We start from the raw sequence: 20070 nt of genomic DNA on the forward strand, positions 1-20070 counted from the left end.
CTCAGCTCGGGACCGGGGCCCGGAGGGTCCGGAGCAGGCCGAGCCAGGCTTCCAGGCCCGCGCCGGTCGTCGCGCTGACCCGGAGGATCTCCGCCTCGGGCCGGGCGCGGCGCACCGCCGCCTCCCACTCCGCGACCACGAAGTCCACATAGGGCAGCAGGTCGATCTTGTTGAGCAGCACCAGGTCCGCGGTGCGGAACATGTGCGGGTACTTCAGCGGCTTGTCCGCCCCCTCGGTCACCGACATGATCACGACGCGGACGTGCTCGCCCAACGCGAACAGCGCGGGACAGACCAGGTTGCCCACGTTCTCCACGAACAGCACCGCGCCCGGCCCCGGGTCCAGCGCGTCCACACCCCGGGCGACCATCGCGGCGTCCAGGTGGCACCCGGCGCCGGTGTTGATCTGCACGGCACGGGCGCCCGCGGCGGCGATCCGGTCCGCGTCCGCCGTGGTCTCCTGATCCCCCTCCAGCACCGCGCACGGCCCTTCCCACGCCCGCACCGTGCGTTCCAGCAGGGTGGTCTTCCCCGCACCGGGCGAGCTCATCAGGTTCACGGCCAGGATCCCGGCGGCGTCGAACCGCGCCCGGTTGCGCGCGGCCAGCGCGTCGTTGCCGGCGAGCAGGTCCACCTCCAGATCGACCCGGTGCCCGTGCCCGTGGCCCTGCCCGTTCCCACCGCCCGCCCCACCGATCTCGGTCAGCCGGACGCCGGGCCCGTCGTCCGCGCATCCGCAGGTTCCGCACATGGCTCCTCCACCTCCACCTCCATCTCCACCGCGAGGATCCGCAGCCCCGCCCCGCCCGTGACCTCGACGTCCGCGCTGCCGCACGGGCACAACGGCAGCACCTCCGCCGTCGAGAACCCGGCCCCGCAGGTCCGACAGCGCGCCGCGCCCTCCGGCTCGACGATCTCCAGCGCCGCCCCCTCGACGGTCGTGCCCGCGGTGACCAGCTCGAAGCAGAAGCGCATCGCGTCCGGCACCACCCCGGAGAGCCTCCCGACCTCCAGCCGGACCACGCGCACGCGCACCGGGCCGAGGCGCTCGGTGAGGGCGTCCACGACCGACTGGGTCAGCGAGAGCTCGTGCATCGGGTCAGCAGATCCGGGGCAGCGGATCGCCGACGAGCAGGTCGACGATCCGCGTCCCGCTGAAGCCGGTCCGCAGCAGCACCAGCCCGGGCGGGTCGTCCCCGACCACCCCGATCCGGGCCGCCCCCGCGCCGAGCGGGTGCCCGCGCAGCGCGGCCAGGGCCACGTCCGCCACCTCCGGCGAGACGACGGTGACGAACCGGCCCTCGCACGCCACGTAGAGCGGGTCGATGCCCAGCAGCTCGGCCGCGCCGTTCACCACCGGCCGCACCGGGATCGCCTTCTCCTCCAGCACGACCGCCACCCCCGAGGCCGTCGCGACCTCGTTGCAGATGGTCGCGACGCCGCCGCGGGTGGCGTCGCGGAGCAGCCGCACCCCCGGGCCCGCCGCGTCGAGCAGGGCGGCGGCGAGCCCGTGCAGCGGCGCGGTGTCCGACTCCAGGTCCGCCGAGATGTCCAGCTCGCCGCGAGCCAGCATCACCGTGATCCCGTGGTCCCCGATCGGGCCGCTGACCAGCACGACGTCTCCCGGGACGGCCCGCGCCGCGGACAGGGTGAGTGGGCGCTCCAGCAGGCCGACCCCGGCCGTCGTGACGTAACAGCCGTCCGCCTTGCCGCGCTGCACCACCTTGGTGTCGCCGGTGACGATGTCCACCCCGGCCGCCCTCGCGGCCGCGGCCATCGACGTCGCGATCCGGCGCAGGTCCGCGACCGGGAAGCCCTCCTCCAGGATGAACCCGGCCGAGAGCGACAGCGGTCGGGCACCGCACATCGCGAGGTCGTTGACGGTCCCGTTCACGGCCAGGTCCCCGATGTCGCCGCCCGGGAAGAACAGCGGCGACACGACGAACGAGTCCGTGGTGAAGGCCAGCCGCCCGGCCGGGGTGGCCAGGGTGGCGCCGTCCTCGAGCCGTTCGAGCTCGGGATTGCGGAAGGCGTCGAGGAACACGGCCTCGATCAGCGTGTGGGTGGCCTTGCCGCCGGCCCCGTGAGCCAGGGTGATCCGCTCCTCCCGCAGCCGCGGCCGGGCCGCGCGCACCCGCGCGATCCGCTCCAGGACCTGTTCCTCGGTGAGGCTCACGAGCCCGTCGCCTCCCGGACCCGGGACCGGCTGAAGCGGCCGAAGTTGTAGTACGCCGCGCAGGCGCCCTCGCTGGAGACCATGCAGGTCCCGATGGGGGTCTCGGGTGTGCAGGCGGTGCCGAACACCCCGCACTCCCACGGCTTGATCAGCCCGCGCAGCACCTCGCCGCACTGGCAGGCCGGGGGATCGGCGATCCGCAGGCCGGGCACGGTGAAGGTGCGCTCGGCGTCGAAGGCGGCGAACTCGTCCCGGAGCTTCATCGCGGACTCCGGGATCCAGCCCAGCCCGCGCCACTCGAAGGTGTCCCGCACCTCCATGACCTGGTCGATCACCGCCAGCGCCTTGGGGTTGCCCTCCCACGGGACGACGCGGGCGTACTCGTTCTCCACCTCGCACCGGCCCTCCGCGAGCTGCACCAGCAGCCGGCGGATCGAGTCGAGGATGTCCAGCGGCTCGAAGCCGGAGGTGACCAGCGGCTTACCGTAGTCCCGCGCCACGTACCGGTAGGGCTCGCAGCCGATCACGGTGGAGACGTGTCCCGGCCCGACGAACCCGTCGAGCCGCAGGTCGTCGGACTCCAGGATCGCGGTGATCGCCGGACAGACCCGCACGTGGTTGCAGAAGACCGAGAAGTTGGTGAGCCCCTCGGCGCGGGCCCGCAGGATCGTCATCGCGGTGGACGGGGTGGTGGTCTCGAAGCCGATCGCGAAGAACACCACCCGCTTGTCCGGGTTCTGCCGGGCGATCTTCAGCGAGTCCAGCGGGGAGTAGACCATCCGGATGTCCGCGCCCTCGGCCTTGGCGTCGAGGAACGAGCCGTTGCCGCCGGGGATCCGCAGCATGTCCCCGAACGAGGCCAGGATGACGTCCGGGTGCCGCGCCAGCGCGATGGCGTCGTCGACCCGGCCCATCGGGATCACGCAGACCGGGCAGCCCGGGCCGTGGACCAGGGTGATCTGCTCGGGGAGGTGGTCCTCGAGGCCATGCTTGTAGATGGTGTGGGTGTGCCCGCCGCAGATCTCCATGAAGGAGTAGCGGCGGCCCGGTTCGCAGAGCGCGGTGATCGCGGTGGAGAGCGCGCGGGCGGTGTCCGCGTCCCGGTACTCGTCGACGTATCTCACGGCCCCCGCCTCAGGTGATGTCCGACGCGGCCAGCGCGTCGAGCTCGTCGGTGTACGCGTCGCCGACCCCGGTGAGCCAGTTCAGCGACTTCTTGGCCTCCTGCTCGTCGATCTTCGAGAGGGCGAAGCCGACGTGGATCAGGACCCAGTCGCCCGGCCGCAGGTCCAGCGGGCCGTCCGCCTCCTCGCGCAGCAGCCCGATGTTCACCGCCCGCTGCACGCCCTCGACACTGACCATCGCGAGGTCGGTGTCCTCGAGGAAGGACACCACCTCACCGGGGATCCCGAGGCACATGGCCCCTCCTCACATGCGGCTCATCTCGCGGTAGCGGGCGATCTCGTGGCGGGACCCGACGGCGAGCGCGGCGGCGACCGCCGCCGCGGCACCCGCCAGCACCATCAGCACGACCTTCATCGGGCGGCTCCTTCCGGGAGGACCAGGGCGAGCAGCTCGTCGACGGCGGCGAGCGCGGGTTCGACGGCCGCGGCGACCGGCGGGGACAGCCCGATCCCGTCGCCGAGGTCCGCGGGCTCGCAGCCGAGCACCAGGACCCGGCCGACGGGATCGTGCACCCCGGTCGCCGCGGCGAGGTCGCGCAGCAGCCCCAGGACGACGTCCGGGCTCATGTCGTGCGCGTCGAGCGCCGGGGCGCCGGGGTCGCGCTCGGCCAGGGTGTGCTCCAGCCGGTAGAGGGTGCCCGGGGCCCGGTCGCGGTGCACCGCGTCGACCAGCAGGAGGCCCGCCCAGCCGTCGAGCAGCTGGTAGGCCAGGTGCACCCCCCGGATCCCGACGTCGGTGACCTCGACACCCGGCGGCAGTCCGCCGCGCGCGGCGAGCCTGCGGGCGACCTCGGGCCCGAAGCCGTCGTCGCGCCGCAGGACGTTCCCGACGCCCGCGATCAGCACCCTGGTCACGGCACCTCCAGCTCGTCCGGCCGGAAGTAGCGGAAGCGGCCGTGCGACAGTGCCGAGGCGGGGTCGTCGGGGACGGAGACGGCGACGTGCACGCCCCCGTCGACGTCGTGCACCACGGCCTCGACGGTCGCCCGCCGCCCGGTGAGGAAGGTGTCCTGGGCGTCCGTGCCCGGGCCGGGCCGCAGCACCACGGCGCTGCCCCGCGCCACCGGCACCCGCCCGACCAGCACCGAGTCGGTGTCCGGGTCGACCGACGCGTCGGCGGCCGGGTCCCACCAGGGGGTCTCGGGTGGGGTGTGGAGCGTCGGGACCTCCTGCACCGGGCGCAGCGACCGGACCGCCCCGTGCAGCCGCTCCAGGATCTCCGGGGGCAGCGCGTCCACCGCGTCGACGAGCGCGGCGGCGCGCGGGTCCCTGGCCCGGGCCTCGGCCTTCTCGGCGTCGGTGAGGACCATCGTGCGCAGGGTGAGGATCTCGTCGTTCTCGGTGCCGTCGAAGAGGTCGACCGGGCTCTCGGGCGCGATCCGGGCGTGGTCGCCGAGGATGATCGGGGCGGAGAGCAGGAGGTCGGAGCGGTCCTCGGCCCCGGCCGACGCGGGCCAGAGGTGCGCGCTGCGGCACTCGGCGACATCCGGCGCGGCCCATTCCGGCGGGTCGGTGGGGGAGACGAAGGAACCCGGCTCGACGGCGAGCATCAGGTGCGTGCCGATCAGGGACTGCCGCAGCGCGTCGTCCCGGGTGGCGGCGCGGGAGGGGGCGGTGTTGCGCACGTCGACCCGCAGCCGGACCACGTCGTACGGGCCGGGCGGCGCGGTCGCCGACACCGCCAGGACGGCGTGCAGCGGGAGCTGCCGCTCGCCGTCGCCGGGGAGCTCGACCGGGATCTCCGCGGGCAGGTCGGCCAGGGCCAGGGTGGCGTCGACCTCGCGGGGGACACCGCCGTCGTAGGGCTGCCCGTCCGGCCCGGACCCGCGGTCGAGCTGGAGGAAGCGCAGCCGCAGGTGGAGCAGGCAGTCCGGGCCCGGCTCCAGCAGCACCTCCGTGCGGTTGGCCGAGGTCTCACCGGAGTCCGCGCCGAACCCCGCCGGGACGAGCACACCCCACTGCCAGCGCACCCGGTTCTTCTGCGCCGAGGCACGATAGGGGTAGAGCAGGTACCCCTCGAACAGCACGGTGTCCGCCACCGCCGCCACTTCGGCGAACCGGTCACTCACGGCCCACCTCCTTCAGCAGCCGCTCCAGAGCGTCGTCCCAGCTGGGGAGGGTCTGCGCCGACCGGTAGGCCGCCAGCCGGTCCAGCACGTCCCGCCGCAGCCGGACCCAGCCGCCGCCGGGGAAGTGCGCGTCCATCGCGGCCCGCCACACCGCGACCGGCAGCCGGTGGTGGGCCTCCTCCTGCCACGACACGAGCCCAACCTGCACGCCGGTGTCCCCGGCGTAGAACAGCGTCCCCGAGAAGTGGAGGTCGAGCGGGACCTCGCCGGAGTCCAGCCCGTGCAGGTAGCGGGTGGCGGCGACGTCGAGGTCGTAGGTCAGCGGGACGCTCACCGCGACCGTGGTCTCCCCGGTGAAGGGCGGGGTGAGCACCGGGACCTCGGCGAGCTGCAGCGGCGTGAGGGTCGCGCCCCACCGGTCCGACTCGCCGAACAGGTCCCCGAGCCGCGCCGCCTCCGCCGCGGAGTACCGGCGGGGCCGCGGGTCGATCCGGACCTGGACGCGCAGCGCGACGGTGTGCACCCGACGCCCGGTGCCGTCGGAGATGCGCAGGTCCAGGCACACCGCGGGGCCCGCCGCCCGGGTGTCGGGGCGGGATCCGGTGCAGGCGAAGGTCAGCACGCGCGCGCCTCCAGCTCCGCGAAGAAGCCGTCGATCGCCGCGTGGGCCGCGGGGCCGCCGTCGAACCCGGTCCAGTGCCGCCGGACCAGCCCGACGAGCCGGTAGCACTCGTCGACGGGCACGAGGTAGCTCTCGGGCGGGTCCCGGCGCACGAGCAGCGCCTCGACGTCCGGGGCGAGCTCGGCGAGCAGCGGCAGCCCGGCCGGGACCGGCAGCTCGCTCTCGGTCGCCCCCGCCGGGCTCGGATAGCAGGCGATCAGCCTGTCCTGCACCGAGTTCCGCAGCACGAAGGCCGCTCCGACCGGGATCTGCAGTGCCTCCCAGGTGGCGTCGTCGAGGCCGTCGGCGCGCCGCACCCGGTCCGGGACCCGGGCGTAGCCGCCTGCCCCGGGGGCGTCGAAGAGGAAGGCGCAGGGCCCGCAGGCGCACACCAGCCGCCGGTCCGCCACGTGGACGAGGTGCGGGTGCTCGGCCGGGATGTCGGTGGCGCACAGCTCGCAGCGCTCGAGGACCGGGGCGGGCTCGGTCGCCAGGTACCGGCGCAGGCCCCTCACGGCCGCCGGACCCCGATCCGGAGCAGCGTCGGCCCCGGTTCACGCTCCACGAAGGCGAGGCCCGCGTCCGGCGCCGCCGCGGCCATCTGCTCGGCGACGATCTGCCGCACCGTCTCCGCGCCGCAGCCGCCCGCCGCCGTCTGTACCCGGATGGTGCCGTCGGGGTCGATCCCGAGCAGGGACACGTCCCCGGCGTGGCCGCCGAGCTTGCGGGCCGCGACCGCCATCGCGTGCTCCGCCCGGGTCCGCAGGTCCACCGGATGCAGGTCGTGCAGCGCGAGCACCGCACCCACCAGCGGATCCGCGGCCAGCCGGCGCACCAACCCCTCGCCGCCCGCGGCCCGGGCGACCGCCACCAGCTGCGCGAGCCCGGCCCCGTAGAACTGCATGAGCACCCGGACGAGCTCCTCGCCCGCCGGCCGGGTGCGGGGATCCAGCCGGTCGAGCACCTCCTCCAGCCGTTCGGCCACCCGCGCCGGGTCCACCTCGCTCACAGGAGGTTCAACCCGCCCGGCGTGTGCGTGGTGTGCAGCTCCCTGCCCTCGCCCAGGTACATGTGGACGCCGCAGGGCAGGCACGGGTCGAAGCTGCGGACCGCGCGCATGATGTCGATCCCCTTGAACCGCTCCCGCGGGTTCTCCTCGAAGATCGGCGTGTTCTGCACGGCGTCCTCGTAGGGCCCGGGGGTGCCGTGGGTGTCGCGGACGCTGCCGTTCCACGGCGTCGGCGGGTAGGGGTGGTAGTTCGCGATCCTCCCGCCGCGGATCACCATGTGGTGAGACAGCACCCCGCGGACCGCCTCGGTGAACCCGCAGCTGACGGCCTCGTCGGGGACGGTGAACTTCTCCCAGGTCCTGGTGTGGCCGCCGCGCACCTCGGCGAGGGCCTGCTCGATGAAGTGCAGCGCCACGGCCGCGGAGTAGGCCTGGAAGTAGGTCCGGGCCCGGTTGCGCTCGATCGCGTTGGACAGCGGGCTGCCCTGCTTGTCCGTCGGCGGCCGCCAGACGAAGTGCGCCTCCGGCTTGAGCACGGTCCGCGGCAGGTGGATCTCGACGCTGTCCCCGGTCGCCTTGACGAACCCGCAGTCGACGAGCCCGCCGAGCGCCGTGGCCCACAGCCGGGCCAGCGGGCCGCCGCCGGTGTCGAGGGGGAGGAAGTCCTGGCCGTCGAACCAGCGCGGGGACATCGTCCAGGAGTACTTCTCGTCGAAGTCCCGCTTCTGCGGCGCCGGGATCGTGTGCTGGTTCCAGGGGTGCCGCCGGTCCACCGGGTTGCCCAGTGGATCGTGCGTCACGAAGGTCTCCTGGTCCTCCCAGTCCCGGTAGAAGCTGTGCCCCAACAGGATCCGGATGCCCAGGTTGATCTCGACCAGGTCGTTGGTGACCAGCGTCCCGTCCACGACGACGCCGGGGCTCACGAACATCCGGCGGCCCCAGCTCGTCATGTTCTCGTAGTCGAAGTCGCAGTGCTCGGGATCGTTGAGCGAGCCCCAGCAGCCCAGCAGCACCCGCCGCCTGCCGACCTCCTCGTAGCCCGGCAGGGCCTCGTACATGAAGTCCCACAGGTCGTCGTGCATCGGGACGACCTTCTTCATGAACTCCACGTACCGCATGAGCCGGGTGTAGTAGTCGGTGAAGAGCTGGATCGTGGCGTGGGTGCCGACGCCGCCGGGGTACAGCGTGGACGGATGGACGTGCCGCCCCTCCATGAGACAGAACATCTCGCGGGTGTACCGGCTGACCTGCAGCGCCTCGCGGTAGAACTCGCCGGTGAACGGGTTGAGCGCCCGCATGATGTCGCCGATGGTCCGGTAGCCGTGGTCGGCGCCGTGCGGGGACTCCGTGCGGTTCGCGAGCTCGAGCACGCCGGGGTTGGTCTCCGAGATCATCTTCTCGCAGTAGTCCACCCCGACCAGGTTCTCCTGGAAGATGTTGTGGTCGAACATGTACTCCGCGGCCTCGCCCAGGTTGATGATCCACTCGCCCAGGTGCGGCGGGCGGACGCGAAAGGCCATGTTCTGGTTGTAGACCGAGCAGGTGGCGTGGTTGTCGCCGCAGATCCCGCAGATCCGGCTGGTGATGAAGTGCGCGTCGCGCGGGTCCTTGCCCTTCATGAAGATCGAGTAGCCCCGGAAGATCGACGACGTGGAGTGGCACTCCGCGACGCGGCCCTGCGAGAAGTCGATCTTCGTGTAGATCCCGAGGCTGCCCACGATCCGGGTGATCGGGTCCCAGGACATCTCGGTGAGGCCGGTCGTGTCGGTGGACGAGGTGCGGGGTTGCGTGGCGGTCATGTCCTCACCAGACCTTCGCGTAGCCGGTCTCGAGCTCGGAGCCCTTGTGGCGCCACCGCGGCTCGGCGTCGAGCTTGCGCGCGGTGATGGTGCGCAGCCGCCGGACCACGCCGCCGTAGGCCCGACTGGCGGTGCCGGAGACCAGGCTGCCGGGCGGGGGGTCCATGAACGGCATGAACTTGTCGGGGAAGCCGGGCATCGTGCAGCCGATGCAGATGCCGCCGACGTTCGGGCAGCCGCCGACGCCGTTGATCCAGCCGCGCTTGGGCACGTTGCACTTCACGACCGGGCCCCAGCAGCCCAGCTTGACCAGGCAGGTCGGCGAGCCGTACTCGGCGGCGAACTCGCCCTGCTCGTAGTACCCGCCGCGGTCGCAGCCCTCGTGCACGGTGGCGCCGAAGAGCCACTTCGGGCGCAGCGCCTCGTCGAGCGGGATCATCGGCGCGGCCCCGGTGGCCTGGTAGAGCAGGTAGAGGATGGTCTCCGAGAGGTTGTCCGGGTGGGTGGGACAGCCCGGCACGCAGACGATCGGGATGCCCGCCTTGGACTTCCAGCTCCACCCCAGATAGTCCGGGACGCCCATCGCGCCGGTCGGGTTCCCGGCCATCGCGTGGATGCCGCCGTAGGTGGCGCAGGTGCCCACGGCGAGGACGGCGAGCGCCTTGGGCGCCAGCCGGTCCAGCCACTCGCTGGTGGTCATCGGCTGACCGGTCATCGGGTCGTTGCCGAAGCCGCACCAGTAACCCTCGGCCTTGATCGCCTCGTTCGGGATCGAGCCCTCCACGACCAGCACGAAGGGCTCCAGCTCGCCGCGGTCGGCCTTGAAGAACCACTCGATGAAGTCGTTGGTGCCGCCGACGGGCCCGTTGTCGAAGTCGATCAGCGGCCAGTGCACGGCGATCTTCGGCAGCCCGGGCAGGGCGCCGAGGGCGATCTCCTCGATGCTCGGCTGGGTCGCGGCGGTGAGCGCCACCGAGTCGCCGTCGCAGCTCAGGCCCGCGTTGATCCACAGGATGTGGACCGTCGGATCCTCGGTGTCGGGCGGGTCCTGCCTGGTGGTCGGTGCTGACATGGCGGCGCCCCCCGGGCCGAGATGTGGTGGTGGTCCGGTTGTAGACCGACGGGCCGGGCGCGGTAAGTGTGCGGTGCAGCTACCGCCTCCACGCAGATATCGCGCCCGGTCCGCTCTATCGCGCGGCCGGGGTGAAGCGGCGCAGCCGCAGGCTGTTGCCGACGACGAACAGTGAGCTGAACGCCATCGCGGCACCCGCCAGCATCGGGTTGAGCAACCCGAGCGCGGCCAGGGGCAGGGCGGCGACGTTGTACGCGAACGCCCAGAACAGGTTGCCCTTGATCGTCGCGAGGGTGCGCCGGGACAGCCGGATCGCGTCGGCCGCGGTGCGGAGATCCCCGCGGACCAGGGTGATGTCGGCCGCCTCGATCGCCACGTCGGTGCCGGTGCCCATGGCGAGCCCGAGATCGGCCCGGGCGAGCGCGGCGGCGTCGTTGACCCCGTCGCCGACCATCGCCACGACCTTGCCCGCGGCCTGGAGCCTCTCGATCGCGGCGAGCTTGTCCTGCGGCAGCACCTCGGCGATCACCGTGTCCGGGCCCACGCCGATGCCCACCTCGCGCGCGACCGCCTCGGCCGCGGCCCGGTTGTCCCCGGTGAGCAGGATCGGGGTGAGGCCCAGACCCGTGAGCCGCGCGACGGCCTCGGCCGAGGTGTCCTTGACCGTGTCGGCGACGACGAGCACGGCGCGGGCCCGCCCGTCCCAGGCCACCGCGATCGCGGTGCGGCCGCGGGCGGCCTCGTCCTCCACGGCCTGCGCCAGGTCGTCGGTCAGTGGTCGGCTCCGGTCCCGAAGCAGGCCGGGCCTCCCGACGAGCACGGCGTGCCCGTCCACGACCCCCTGCACTCCGAGGCCCGCGTGGTTGGCGAACTCCGCGACCTCGGGCAGGGGGCCGACCCGGTCCCGGGCGGCGCGGGCGACCGCCGCGGCGATGGGGTGCTCGGAGGCGTCCTCCAGGGCTCCCGCCAGCCTCAGCACCTCCCGCTCGTCGACCCCGTCCGCTGTGTGCACGCCGACGAGGGTCATCCGCCCGGTGGTCACGGTGCCGGTCTTGTCCGGCACCACGGTGTCGATCCTGCGGGTCGACTCGAGCACCTCCGGGCCCTTGATCAGGATGCCCAGCTGGGCGCCGCGCCCGGTCCCGACCAGCAACGCGGTCGGGGTCGCCAGCCCCAGCGCGCACGGGCAGGCGATGATCAGCACCGCCACGGCGGCGGTGAACGCCGCCGCGGCCCCGGACCCCGTGCCCAGCCAGAACCCGAGCGTGGCCGCCGCCAGGGCGATCACGATCGGCACGAAGACCCCGGAGATCCGATCGGCCAGGCGTTGGACGTGTGCCTTCCCGGTCTGGGCGTCCTCGACCAGCCTCGCCATCCGGGCCAGCTGGGTGTCGGAGCCGATCCGGCGGGCCGCGACGACGAGCCGCCCGCCCGCGTTGACCGCGGCGCCGACGACCTCGTCGCCGACACCGACCTCGACCGGCACCGACTCCCCGGTCAGCATCGACACGTCGACGGCCGAGGAACCCTCGACCACGGTCCCGTCCGTGGCGATCTTCTCCCCGGGGCGGACGACGAACCGGTCGCCCACGGCGAGCCGCGCGACGGGGATCCGCTCCTCGCGGGTGGTCCCGTCGGCGTCCTCGCGCAGCACCGCGACGTCCTTAGCGCCGAGCTCGAGCAGCGCGCGCAGCGCCGCCCCGGCGCGGCGCTTGGCGCGGGCCTCGAAGTACCGCCCGGCCAGGATGAGCGTGGTCACCCCGGCGGCGACCTCGAGATAGATGTTCCCCGCCCCGTCCGACGGGCTGATCGTGAGCTCGAAGGGGTGTGTCATGCCCGGGATGCCCGCCGTCCCGAAGAGCAGGGCGTACAGCGACCACGCGAACGCCGCGAGGGTGCCGAGCGAGATCAGGGTGTCCATCGTCGCGGCGCCGTGGCGCAGGTTCGCCCACGCGGCGCGGTGGAACGGCGCCGCCGCCCACACGATCACCGGAGCGGCCAGGGTCAGCGAGATCCACTGCCAGTAGGTGAACTGCAGCGCGGGGACCATCGCGAGGGCGACGACCGGCACGGACAGCAGCAGCGAGATCCACAGCCGCTGTCGGACGCTGCGCAGCTCGTCGGGCTCGCCGTCGTCGGTACCGGCGCCTGCGGACGTCGGCGGCTCGGGCAGCCGGGCGTGGTACCCGGCGGCCTCGACGGTTGCGAGGAGCGTGTCGGCGGCGACCCCGCCCGGGGCGTGCACCTTGGCCTTCTCGGTCGCGTAGTTGACGGTGGCGCTCACCCCGTCGATCCGGTTGAGCGTGCGCTCGATCCGGTTGGCGCACGAGGCGCAGGTCATCCCGCTGATCGAGAGCTCGACCTCGGTCACCGTGCCCGTGCCCTCGGCGGGCGTGGCGGAGGTGTCGGTCGTGGGCATCAGTGCTCACCTCCCGCGCGGTCACCGGTGGCCGGGTGGCCGTGGTCGTCCTCCGGGGTACCCGCCGCGGGCGCGGTCGGCAACGCTCCGGGTTCGGGGGTGGGTCCGGCGGGCAGGGTGAACTCGGCGGTGCGGACCACGCTGGCGTGCTGGAAGTCCAGGAAGAGCCGGTAGGTCCCGGTCGAGGGGACCTCGGCGAGGAACCGGATCTGCGGGCCCGCCGCCGTGCGTCCGTCGTCGGGGCTGCGGTCGGGGTGCACGTGCAGGTAGGCCAGGTCCGTGGACCGGAGCGCGACGAGGTGTCCGTAGGCGCCGAGGTAGGGCTGCAGGTCGGTGACCGGCGCGCCGTCCCGGGTGACGGTCAGGGTCACCGGTGAGGACCGTCCCGGGCTCAGCTCGCCGTCGAGGCGGACCTCGTAGTCGTCTATCCGGGCGATCCGGCTCGGCGCGGGAGTGACCGGCTCGTAGGTGCCCGCGACCGAGAGGTCGACGCCGAGGGTGGTCGCCGGACCGCCGGTGGGCGTGAAGTCCGCGAAGACCCGGTGGACACCGCCCGTGGGCAGCCGCAGGCTCGTCCGCCAGGTGCCGTCGGGGTCCATGGTCGGGTGGAGGTGCTGGAACCCGGTGGTGTCGCGGCGGACGACGATCAGGTGCAGCCGCTTGGTGTGCTCCTCGTCGAACGCGGTGACGGGGGCCCCGTCGGGACCGATGATGTGGAAGGTGAGTTCGGTGGTGGTTCCGGCGGTCGGCGTCGAGGCGGTGGGCGCGAGGGTGTAGCCGCCCCTGCTCGACGCCGGCCCGGCGGGCTGGTCCGCGGTCCCTGTGACGGCGCTGCTGTGAGCGTCCCCGTGCCCCGCGCCCTCGGCGCCGGACGTGATCTCGCGCGCGGGGGCGGGGGATCGGAGAGGACCGACAGCGGATCCGGTCGCGTACGCCCCGAGACTGAGGAGGGCGAGCGCCGCGCCGTAGACGGAGAGCTTCGAGAGAGTGTTCACGGCGACCTCCTCCACGCCGCGCAACATACCCTAGGGGGGTACCCTATTCAAGGGTGCGACCGCTCGGGCACCGAGTCCCTGCTCGCGGCCGTTCGGCGGTCACCGGGACCTGGCCGGTACCGGTAGGTTGCGACCGAGTGATCGCCCCGTCGGCGTCATCTGCTGCTTGACAGTGCATATACTTCACCGTGCGTGTGAGGGCGCGAGCGGCGTGTCCCGCGGCGCAGGCCCCGGCGAGCTGTGCCCGTGTGAACCAGGACGAACGAGGCCATCCGTGACCGACTCGCAAGGACCCGGCGACCCCGCGCCGACCCTGCAGCAGCTCCTCCGCGCCCGCATGGACGAGCGCGGATGGTCCTACACCGACCTCGAGCGACGGTCCGATCGGGCGCTGAGCCGGGGCCGGTGGCAGCAGCTGGGCGCCGGAGCGCCACCGCGGAAGTTCCCGGACCCGAGTTCGCTGGTCGTCATCGCGCAGGTCCTGGAGGTCGACATCACGACGGTCGTCCTCGCCGCGGCGCGCAGCGTGGGCCTGGACGCGCGGACCCGGGACTCCGAGCTCTCGCGCCTGCTCCCCTCCGGCACCGAACGGCTCTCCGACCGGACCCGTGACGCCCTCCTCGCGACGATCCGGGCGGCCGTCGCCGACGCCGTGGAGCGGGAGCCCGCCGCGGAGAACGAGCACGTGCGCGGCCGCGCGCTCGAGTGGCCCAAGGCCGCGGCGCCCTCACGCCGGGACCCTGATGCCCCAGTCCGACACGAGCGGGCGTGATCAACGGTCACCGATAGTCGCCGGGAGCCGACATCGTTGGTCTGAACAGGTAGAACGTCCGTCGACGGGCAACGTCTGCGCACTCGCACGCGATGAAGACTGCACACGACGAGATCGCCTCCACCTCTCCCCGAGGTGATCCCGACAGTGCTGACGAGCCGTCCAGAACCCGCGACGAGGCAGCGCTCCCGGCGAGCAGGAAGAGGGCTGCGGGTGCGAGTCGGCCGAGACCCGGCGGTTCCGAACGCCACGGCGGACGACGCCGGCCCGCCGATCCACGACCTGCGGACCCGCCTGCTCGGGCTGGTGTCCATCGTGGAGGTCCCGATGCGGGACGCGGTGGCCCGGCTGGACACCTGCGGCCCCGAGCCGGTGCTGTACCTCGACGTGCACAGCCCGCCGGACGACCGGATGTGGGCGATGCGGGACGTGCTCAGGATCCTGCACGACGGCCCTGGTGCCGGTCGACATGCGATACCGACACCCAGCCTCCCGCTGAGCACGGGGGAGGGGTCGGGCCGTGGCAGCCGTCTCTGACAAGTCGTACTAGCCATTGTTGCTACTGCGACTTGACGGCGGGGGTGTGCACGGCGCACTCGGCCGGTACGCATCGACGTACCAGCGTGGGACGGGTCATCCGATCCCGAGCCACCACCGTGCGACGGATCCCGTCGGCGGCCCACCGTCCAACCGAGACACCGGGTGTTCCGCGGCGGCCGAAGCCGGAAGGTTCGGCTCGCCCGACGCGCCGCGGTGTGCACGGCGCCTCCAGAACGGGGGGCGAACGGTCCGCAGTCCCCGTCGGCATCCGGTCGGCTCCCCTTCTGCGCTCCGCCACGACACCGGCATCGCCAAGGGCTGACCTACACCGGTGCCTCCGCGGCTCGCGTCGCGGCATCGCCTGCAGACGTGCCGGACGAGGCGCCCACCGTGGACGAGGCTTCGGACCCGACACCGGCGATGGACGTCGGACACCCGTGACGGAGACCGAGACACCGGCACCCGTCGAGACACCGGCATCGGACGAGGCGACGGTCGGGACACCGGCTGACTCTCCGGTCGACACGATCGTCGAGAACGAGGCCGGCGTGGCTCTCACGGACGAGGACGAGACCGTCCTCCCCGACGAGGACCGCAACACCTCTCCCGAGGACTCGGCCACGACGCAGGACGAGGACGACGCGGACTCGATGGACGAGGGGGCGACCTCCCCCGCCGACGACCGGTAGGAGCGGACCGGCCGCCGAGTGAGTCGACTCGGGGAGCCCCAGCCGTGCAGTGGCCCCGACCTCCACCCCGGAGGTCGGGGCCACCGGCCGCTTCCGGTCGCGGTGGGCGCGTGCCCCGCGGCCGCGGTGTCAGGTCGGGACGACGGCCGGACCGGCCTCCGACGAGCCCCGCCCGCCGGTGTAGCTCAGTCGCCCTCTCGTCGCGACCACGACGACGACCGCTGCCACGCCGAAACCGACCAGCTCCGGCAGGAGCGCGTACTCGTCGAGCACGGGGGCGGGGAAGAGGGGGCCCACGACCTTGTCGGCGAAGGTGTTGAAGGAGGCGTGCATGAGCATGGTGATCAACAGGCTGCCCCCGACGTTGTTGTACACCCAGGTCATCAGGATGGTCAGCAGGGTGATCATCAGGATGAACATGACGACGTTCGGGACGCTGAGCGGGGTCCAGACTCCAGACCAGAACAGGGGCAGGTGCCACAGCGCCCACATCACGCCGAGCAGGCTTCCCCCGCCCAGCGGCCCGCAGACCGCCTGCAGGCGGGGCAGTGCGAAGCCGCGCCAGCCCGGCTCCTCGCCCAACGGTCCACCGAGGACGAAGGTCGTGACGAACGCCAGCGGGTAGCCGGCCGCCAGGCCGATCGTCAGCGGCTGGGCGGACGCCGCGACTCCGGGCAGGACGATCGCGCCGAGCACCTCGGTCGCCGGGAAGACGAGGAGGACGAACAGGTACCAGCGGACCTTGACCCGCCACATCACGTACCGGCGCAGGAGGCGTTTCGGGCCGTCCCTGCCCTCGGTGGCCCGAGCCATGACGAAGGCCGCCACGGTCGGGCCGGTGAAGGTCGCGGCGGCGATCAGCAGGACCACGACGAGCGGCGGGAGGGTGTAGGGCAGGAGGCCGGTGCCCGTCCGGGACAGGACCACCGGCGCCTCGACGATCCACGCGCCGGCGAAGGCGATGAGGAAGAACCACGTCAACGGCCGTCGAGCCAGGACACCGGGACGAGTGTTCTCCGGCCGCGCGCCGATTCCGGAGGTCACCATCGTGCTCTCCCCCCGAGGAGGCTGGAGGCCGTCGACGTGGCACCGCGGCCAGAGGAGCAGGAGCGTAGCCGGCGAGAGCCTGGGGGCGACCGCCTTCCATCCGATCGTGTCGCAACGGGACCTGGCCCAGGTCCGCTCCCGGACCGGGCCCAGGTCGATTCCGGGGCGGGCGATCACCGCACAGAATTCGGTCGTCCGCCGCGTCGCGGGGGGCCGTCGTGGGTAGCGACTCCGGAGGATCCGTCATGCCGACCATCAATGCCCGGGCAGGCTGCGCCGCCCTCCTGGCCGTTGTCCTCGCCCTGGCCGGCTGTGCCACCTCGGTGCCCGCGACGACGGTGCCGACCACGCAGTCCGCCCTCCCGACGAGCTCCGACGAGACGGCCACCCTCACCCCGGTCGCGATCCGGCCGCTGTCCCCGCAGGTCCACCCGGTCCTCGGTGCCGACGGCCGCATCCACCTCGCGTACGAGCTGCAGATCATCAACGTGACCGGTGGTCGGGTGGTCCTGGGCAGCGTCTCCGTCCTGGGTGACGGCGACGCCGTGATCACGACGGTCCAGCGGGCCGACCTGCTGCTCAGGCCTGCCGGGGGTGCGACCGGCGACGGACTCGGACCGGGCCAGGCCGGTGACCTGTTCCTCGACGCGACCCTCCCGGCCGACGCGACACCACCGCAGGCGCTCCGGCACACCGTCGCCCTGACGATGCCCGACGGGGCCGCGAAGAACCTCACCTTCACCGGCGTGCAACGCGGCACGGTCAGGGTCGAGGTCGTGATCAGGTGAAGACCAGGGATGTCCTCGGCATCCTCGGGAACAGCGGCAACACCGACGCGCCCCACCTGCACTTCCACATCATGGACGGCCCGTCACCGCTGCAGTCCAACGGACTGCCGTTCGTCTTCACCCGCTTCACCGGCACCGGCGTCGTCACCGACGAGGCCGCGCTCACCGCCCCGTTCGCGCCGCAGGCCCCCGTCGTCCCTGTGGACGCCGCGGGGCCGGCCGGGCCCCACCGGAACCAACTCCCGCTGAACCTGGAGGTCCTCGACGTCGGGTGAGCAGCGGGATCTCACGACCCGGACCGTCGGTCGGTCGCCTGTAGGCCGAGGGCGGCCATGGCGGCGCCCGACAGCCAGCGCTGCCATTCGGCGAGGGAGTCGGCCTGGACGCGGTCGAGGCGCTCACGGACGGCGTCGGGGAGGTAGAGGCGTTCGGTGAGCCACACGGCGAGCAGGTCGGTCGCGTGGAGCGCGGTGCGGACATGGCCCTCGACCAGCAGGCCGAGGACGGCCTCGCCGGGTACGGGGGCGTGAAACACGCGGGCGGTCTCCAGGGCCGGCCACTCGTGCCAGCGGCTCACAGCGGCGACGAGGATGTCCGCCTTGGTGTCGAAGTACCGGTAGAGGGCGGGGCCGACGACGTCGACCCGGCCACCGATGTCGTCGACCCCGACGCCCGCGAAGCCCTTGGCGCGGAACTCCTGCGCCGCGGCGGCGACGAGCTGTTCGCGGCGGGCGAGCGGTGCCCGGTCGGCGACCCGCCCTGAACCGCAGCCCTCACCTGCCCCGCCTGCGACGGGGGCGAGGATCACCCGCCTGCTCGCCGCCGCGAGCTCCTGCCCGAGGCTGGAAGTCCTCGGTGTCGAGGTGGCGGCCCTCGCGCTGCCACAGCAGCGACAGACGTCGGCTGTCCAGGGCGGCCTCGGTCAGGGCCGCGAGGGTGGTGTCCACGTCGCGGGTCGGCCACCCGGCCGCCGCCGTCGCCTGGCTCGTCCGCCGCCTCTCCGCCACGGACGAGGGCCTCACCGCGGGACAGGTCGTCCTCTCCGGCGGGCTCACCGCCGCCGTCCCGGTCGCCCCGGGCGACGTCGTCACCGCCACGATCGACCGCCTCGGCTCGATCGAGCTCGGGTGTCGCTGAGTCCCCCGCGCCCTCGAATGCGCCCGCCTCGTCGATCCGCTCGATCCGCATGGCAACGTGGCATCCGGCCACATATTCTTCATAGGAATAGCGTGCATTAACAAGTGGAATTTCTGCTCGCGCGCCGACGATGCTAGCGTCCCTCTGTCGCCGCATTCGTGGTCATGCTCCGGTGGTGACGATGTCCGCGGGCATGCATTGTGAGAACGGGGATGCGATGAGCGGTTCCGAGGGTGAAGCCGTGGGCGCGTCCGAGGGGCGGCGTCTCGCGGCGCTCCTCCAGGGTGACGCGGCAGGGCGGGTGGAGCCGGGTCGGCGGATTCTGCTCAAGGGTGGGTCCGTCCTGTCGATGGACGCGGCGGTGGGGGACTTCGCCGCGGGCGACGTGCTGGTGGTCGGGGACCGCATCGCCGAGGTCGGGCCCTCGCTCTCGGCGTCCGACGCCGTCGTCATCGACGCGCGGGACCACATCGTCATGCCCGGATTCTGTGATCCGCACATCCACTCCTGGGAGGGCGCTCTCGGGCGGATCATCCCCGAGAACGTCCCCCAGGACACGGAGGACGCGATCGGTGGCGCCCCGGTCTCGGGGCGTAGCTACATGTACGCCGCCCACCGTGCGTTCGCCCCGGCGTGTCGGCCCGAGGACATCTACGCGGGCACCCTGAACACCCTGCTGGCCGCTCTCAACGGCGGCATCACCACGGTCGTCGACAACATGCACAACGCGCGCTCGCCCGAGCACTCGGACGCCGCCGTCGAGGCGCTGCTCGCTTCGGGCGTTCGCGGTGTGCACGCCGTCGGGCGGCCGCGCGCGGGTGCGTGGGCCGAGACCTTCCCGTCGGACGTGCGGCGGCTGCGCGACCGGTACTTCTCCGCAGCGGACGCATTGTGCTCGATGCGCCTCTATGCGCCCGGATTCGACGACCTCACGGACCTGCTTCCGGTCCGGAAGGAACTCGACCTGTGGTTCTCCTTCGACAGCGGAATCGAGCGGCAGAATCTGGCGGAGCTGTATTCTGCAGGCGCTTTCGACGGCCGCGAGGCGATCAACCACGGCAACTTCCTCTCCGCGGAGCAGCGTCAGATCGTGATCGACAACGGGGCCCAGGTGAATGTCTGTCCGCGGATCGAGACGCAGTTCCGGTACGGACGGGTGCCGTACAACGAGTGGGTCGAGCAGGGGCTGCGTCCCGGCCTGAGCAACGACAACCCGATGACCTACGCCATCGACATGTTCGCCGAGATGCGCGCTCTCCACCTGGTGCACCGGGTCGACGCGCACCGCGACGGCAGCGCCTCGCCCACCCTGCGGGAGATCCTCGAGTCCGCGACCCGGAAGGGCGCGGACAACTGCGGCGTCGGCGAGATCGCCGGTTCCCTGACGCCCGGGAACAAGGCGGACGTCATCCTCATCGACACCTCGGCGCCGCACCTGTTCCCGCGCAACAACATCCTGGCCTCGGTCGTGCAGGGTGCGGGAGTCGAGTCCGTCGCCACCGTGATGGTGAACGGACGAATCGTCAAGTGGCAGGGCCGCCTGCTCGGAGTCGACCTGCCCGAGGTCCGACGCCGGGTCCAGGCCTCCCACGACCACCTCCTCGGCGCGGTCGACTGGCCCCACGCCTCCGTCGACTTCGACGACTAGTCGGACCCGATCCCCCACCTCCCACCCAGCGTGCGCAGCGGTCCTCCGACCGACACACGCCTCAC

The 20070-nt window shown here is 72.8% G+C and carries 24 protein-coding genes; 7 read left to right on the plus strand and 17 right to left on the minus strand.

Features of this window, described 5'->3' with window-relative positions; all coding sequences use genetic code 11:
- Position 1: 1 nt before the first annotated feature.
- The 14 genes from hypB to ABD993_RS32195 form a co-directional block, all read right to left on the minus strand.
- Positions 2–751, minus strand: coding sequence for a hydrogenase nickel incorporation protein HypB (gene hypB, locus ABD993_RS32130; RefSeq protein ID WP_345426686.1), 750 nt, complete (start codon positions 749–751; stop codon positions 2–4).
- Positions 703–1095 carry a hydrogenase maturation nickel metallochaperone HypA gene (locus ABD993_RS32135; protein WP_345426687.1) on the minus strand — a complete coding sequence of 131 codons (393 nt, stop codon included), beginning with the start codon at positions 1093–1095 and terminating at the stop codon, positions 703–705. Before ABD993_RS32135 ends, hypB begins: the two co-directional genes overlap by 49 nt.
- Positions 1096–1099: 4 nt before the next feature.
- On the minus strand, positions 1100–2176 hold the full coding sequence (hypE, locus tag ABD993_RS32140; protein WP_345426689.1) for a hydrogenase expression/formation protein HypE: 1077 nt from the start codon (positions 2174–2176) through the stop codon (positions 1100–1102).
- A complete protein-coding gene (hypD, locus tag ABD993_RS32145; protein WP_345426691.1) occupies positions 2173–3300 on the minus strand; it encodes a hydrogenase formation protein HypD in 1128 nt (375 codons plus the stop codon). Before hypD ends, hypE begins: the two co-directional genes overlap by 4 nt.
- Before the next feature lie 10 nt (positions 3301–3310).
- Positions 3311–3595 (minus strand): HypC/HybG/HupF family hydrogenase formation chaperone, encoded by a 285-nt coding sequence (locus ABD993_RS32150; RefSeq protein ID WP_345426693.1) that lies wholly within the window; start codon positions 3593–3595, stop codon positions 3311–3313.
- A 116-nt stretch (positions 3596–3711) separates the two neighbouring features.
- Complete coding sequence (locus ABD993_RS32155; protein ID WP_345426694.1) at positions 3712–4215, minus strand: hydrogenase maturation protease; 504 nt, start codon at positions 4213–4215, stop codon at positions 3712–3714.
- A complete protein-coding gene (locus ABD993_RS32160) occupies positions 4212–5429 on the minus strand; it encodes a hypothetical protein (protein WP_345426696.1) in 1218 nt (405 codons plus the stop codon). The genes ABD993_RS32155 and ABD993_RS32160 overlap by 4 nt, the downstream gene beginning before the upstream one ends.
- A complete protein-coding gene (locus ABD993_RS32165; protein ID WP_345426698.1) occupies positions 5422–6051 on the minus strand; it encodes a DUF6084 family protein in 630 nt (209 codons plus the stop codon). The genes ABD993_RS32160 and ABD993_RS32165 overlap by 8 nt, the downstream gene beginning before the upstream one ends.
- Positions 6045–6605 (minus strand): DUF5947 family protein, encoded by a 561-nt coding sequence (locus ABD993_RS32170; RefSeq protein ID WP_345426700.1) that lies wholly within the window; start codon positions 6603–6605, stop codon positions 6045–6047. The genes ABD993_RS32165 and ABD993_RS32170 overlap by 7 nt, the downstream gene beginning before the upstream one ends.
- Positions 6602–7099, minus strand: coding sequence for a hypothetical protein (locus ABD993_RS32175; protein WP_345426702.1), 498 nt, complete (start codon positions 7097–7099; stop codon positions 6602–6604). Before ABD993_RS32175 ends, ABD993_RS32170 begins: the two co-directional genes overlap by 4 nt.
- Complete coding sequence (locus ABD993_RS32180) at positions 7096–8898, minus strand: nickel-dependent hydrogenase large subunit (RefSeq protein WP_345426704.1); 1803 nt, start codon at positions 8896–8898, stop codon at positions 7096–7098. Before ABD993_RS32180 ends, ABD993_RS32175 begins: the two co-directional genes overlap by 4 nt.
- 4 nt (positions 8899–8902) lie before the next feature.
- A complete protein-coding gene (locus ABD993_RS32185; RefSeq protein ID WP_345426706.1) occupies positions 8903–9970 on the minus strand; it encodes an NADH-quinone oxidoreductase subunit B family protein in 1068 nt (355 codons plus the stop codon).
- Between the two features lie 115 nt (positions 9971–10085).
- Positions 10086–12389, minus strand: a complete 2304-nt coding sequence (locus ABD993_RS32190; protein WP_345426708.1) for a heavy metal translocating P-type ATPase — start codon at positions 12387–12389, stop codon at positions 10086–10088.
- Positions 12389–13384 carry a hypothetical protein gene (locus ABD993_RS32195; protein WP_345426710.1) on the minus strand — a complete coding sequence of 332 codons (996 nt, stop codon included), beginning with the start codon at positions 13382–13384 and terminating at the stop codon, positions 12389–12391. Before ABD993_RS32195 ends, ABD993_RS32190 begins: the two co-directional genes overlap by 1 nt.
- A gap of 274 nt (positions 13385–13658) precedes the next feature.
- On the opposite strand from ABD993_RS32195, the gene ABD993_RS32200 reads away from it, so the two are divergent.
- The 3 genes from ABD993_RS32200 to ABD993_RS32210 all read left to right on the plus strand — a co-directional run bounded on the left by ABD993_RS32200 (position 13659) and on the right by ABD993_RS32210 (position 15385).
- Entirely contained in the window at positions 13659–14156 is a 498-nt protein-coding gene (locus tag ABD993_RS32200; RefSeq protein WP_345426712.1) for a helix-turn-helix domain-containing protein, read from the plus strand.
- A 213-nt stretch (positions 14157–14369) separates the two neighbouring features.
- Positions 14370–14693 (plus strand): hypothetical protein, encoded by a 324-nt coding sequence (locus ABD993_RS32205; protein ID WP_345426714.1) that lies wholly within the window; start codon positions 14370–14372, stop codon positions 14691–14693.
- Positions 14694–15244: 551 nt separating this feature from the next.
- Positions 15245–15385, plus strand: coding sequence for a hypothetical protein (locus tag ABD993_RS32210; RefSeq protein ID WP_345426715.1), 141 nt, complete (start codon positions 15245–15247; stop codon positions 15383–15385).
- 129 nt (positions 15386–15514) lie between these two features.
- On the opposite strand, the gene ABD993_RS32215 is transcribed toward ABD993_RS32210, so the two are convergent.
- Positions 15515–16432, minus strand: coding sequence for a CPBP family glutamic-type intramembrane protease (locus ABD993_RS32215; protein ID WP_345426717.1), 918 nt, complete (start codon positions 16430–16432; stop codon positions 15515–15517).
- Between the two features lie 245 nt (positions 16433–16677).
- Here ABD993_RS32215 and ABD993_RS32220 point away from each other — a divergent pair, with 245 nt between their 5' ends.
- Positions 16678–17220 carry a hypothetical protein gene (locus ABD993_RS32220; RefSeq protein ID WP_345426719.1) on the plus strand — a complete coding sequence of 181 codons (543 nt, stop codon included), beginning with the start codon at positions 16678–16680 and terminating at the stop codon, positions 17218–17220.
- Complete coding sequence (locus tag ABD993_RS32225; RefSeq protein WP_345426721.1) at positions 17217–17495, plus strand: M23 family metallopeptidase; 279 nt, start codon at positions 17217–17219, stop codon at positions 17493–17495. The genes ABD993_RS32220 and ABD993_RS32225 overlap by 4 nt, the downstream gene beginning before the upstream one ends.
- Before the next feature lie 11 nt (positions 17496–17506).
- Here the strand turns inward: ABD993_RS32225 and ABD993_RS32230 are convergent, their stop codons facing one another.
- Both ABD993_RS32230 and ABD993_RS32235 read right to left on the minus strand, forming a co-directional pair.
- A complete protein-coding gene (locus ABD993_RS32230) occupies positions 17507–18028 on the minus strand; it encodes a TetR/AcrR family transcriptional regulator (protein ID WP_345426723.1) in 522 nt (173 codons plus the stop codon).
- Complete coding sequence (locus tag ABD993_RS32235; protein WP_345426725.1) at positions 17994–18167, minus strand: hypothetical protein; 174 nt, start codon at positions 18165–18167, stop codon at positions 17994–17996. The genes ABD993_RS32230 and ABD993_RS32235 overlap by 35 nt, the downstream gene beginning before the upstream one ends.
- Between ABD993_RS32235 and ABD993_RS32240 the strand changes: the two genes are divergently transcribed.
- Entirely contained in the window at positions 18160–18357 is a 198-nt protein-coding gene (locus ABD993_RS32240; protein ID WP_345426727.1) for a fumarylacetoacetate hydrolase family protein, read from the plus strand. The genes ABD993_RS32235 and ABD993_RS32240 overlap by 8 nt on opposite strands.
- A 241-nt stretch (positions 18358–18598) precedes the next feature.
- Positions 18599–20005: an amidohydrolase family protein gene (locus tag ABD993_RS32245; RefSeq protein ID WP_345426729.1), complete on the plus strand. Its 1407-nt coding sequence runs from the start codon at positions 18599–18601 to the stop codon at positions 20003–20005.
- Positions 20006–20070 lie beyond the last annotated feature (65 nt).

Source organism: Pseudonocardia xishanensis (assembly GCF_039541715.1).
GTDB classification, from domain to species: domain Bacteria; phylum Actinomycetota; class Actinomycetes; order Mycobacteriales; family Pseudonocardiaceae; genus Pseudonocardia; species Pseudonocardia xishanensis.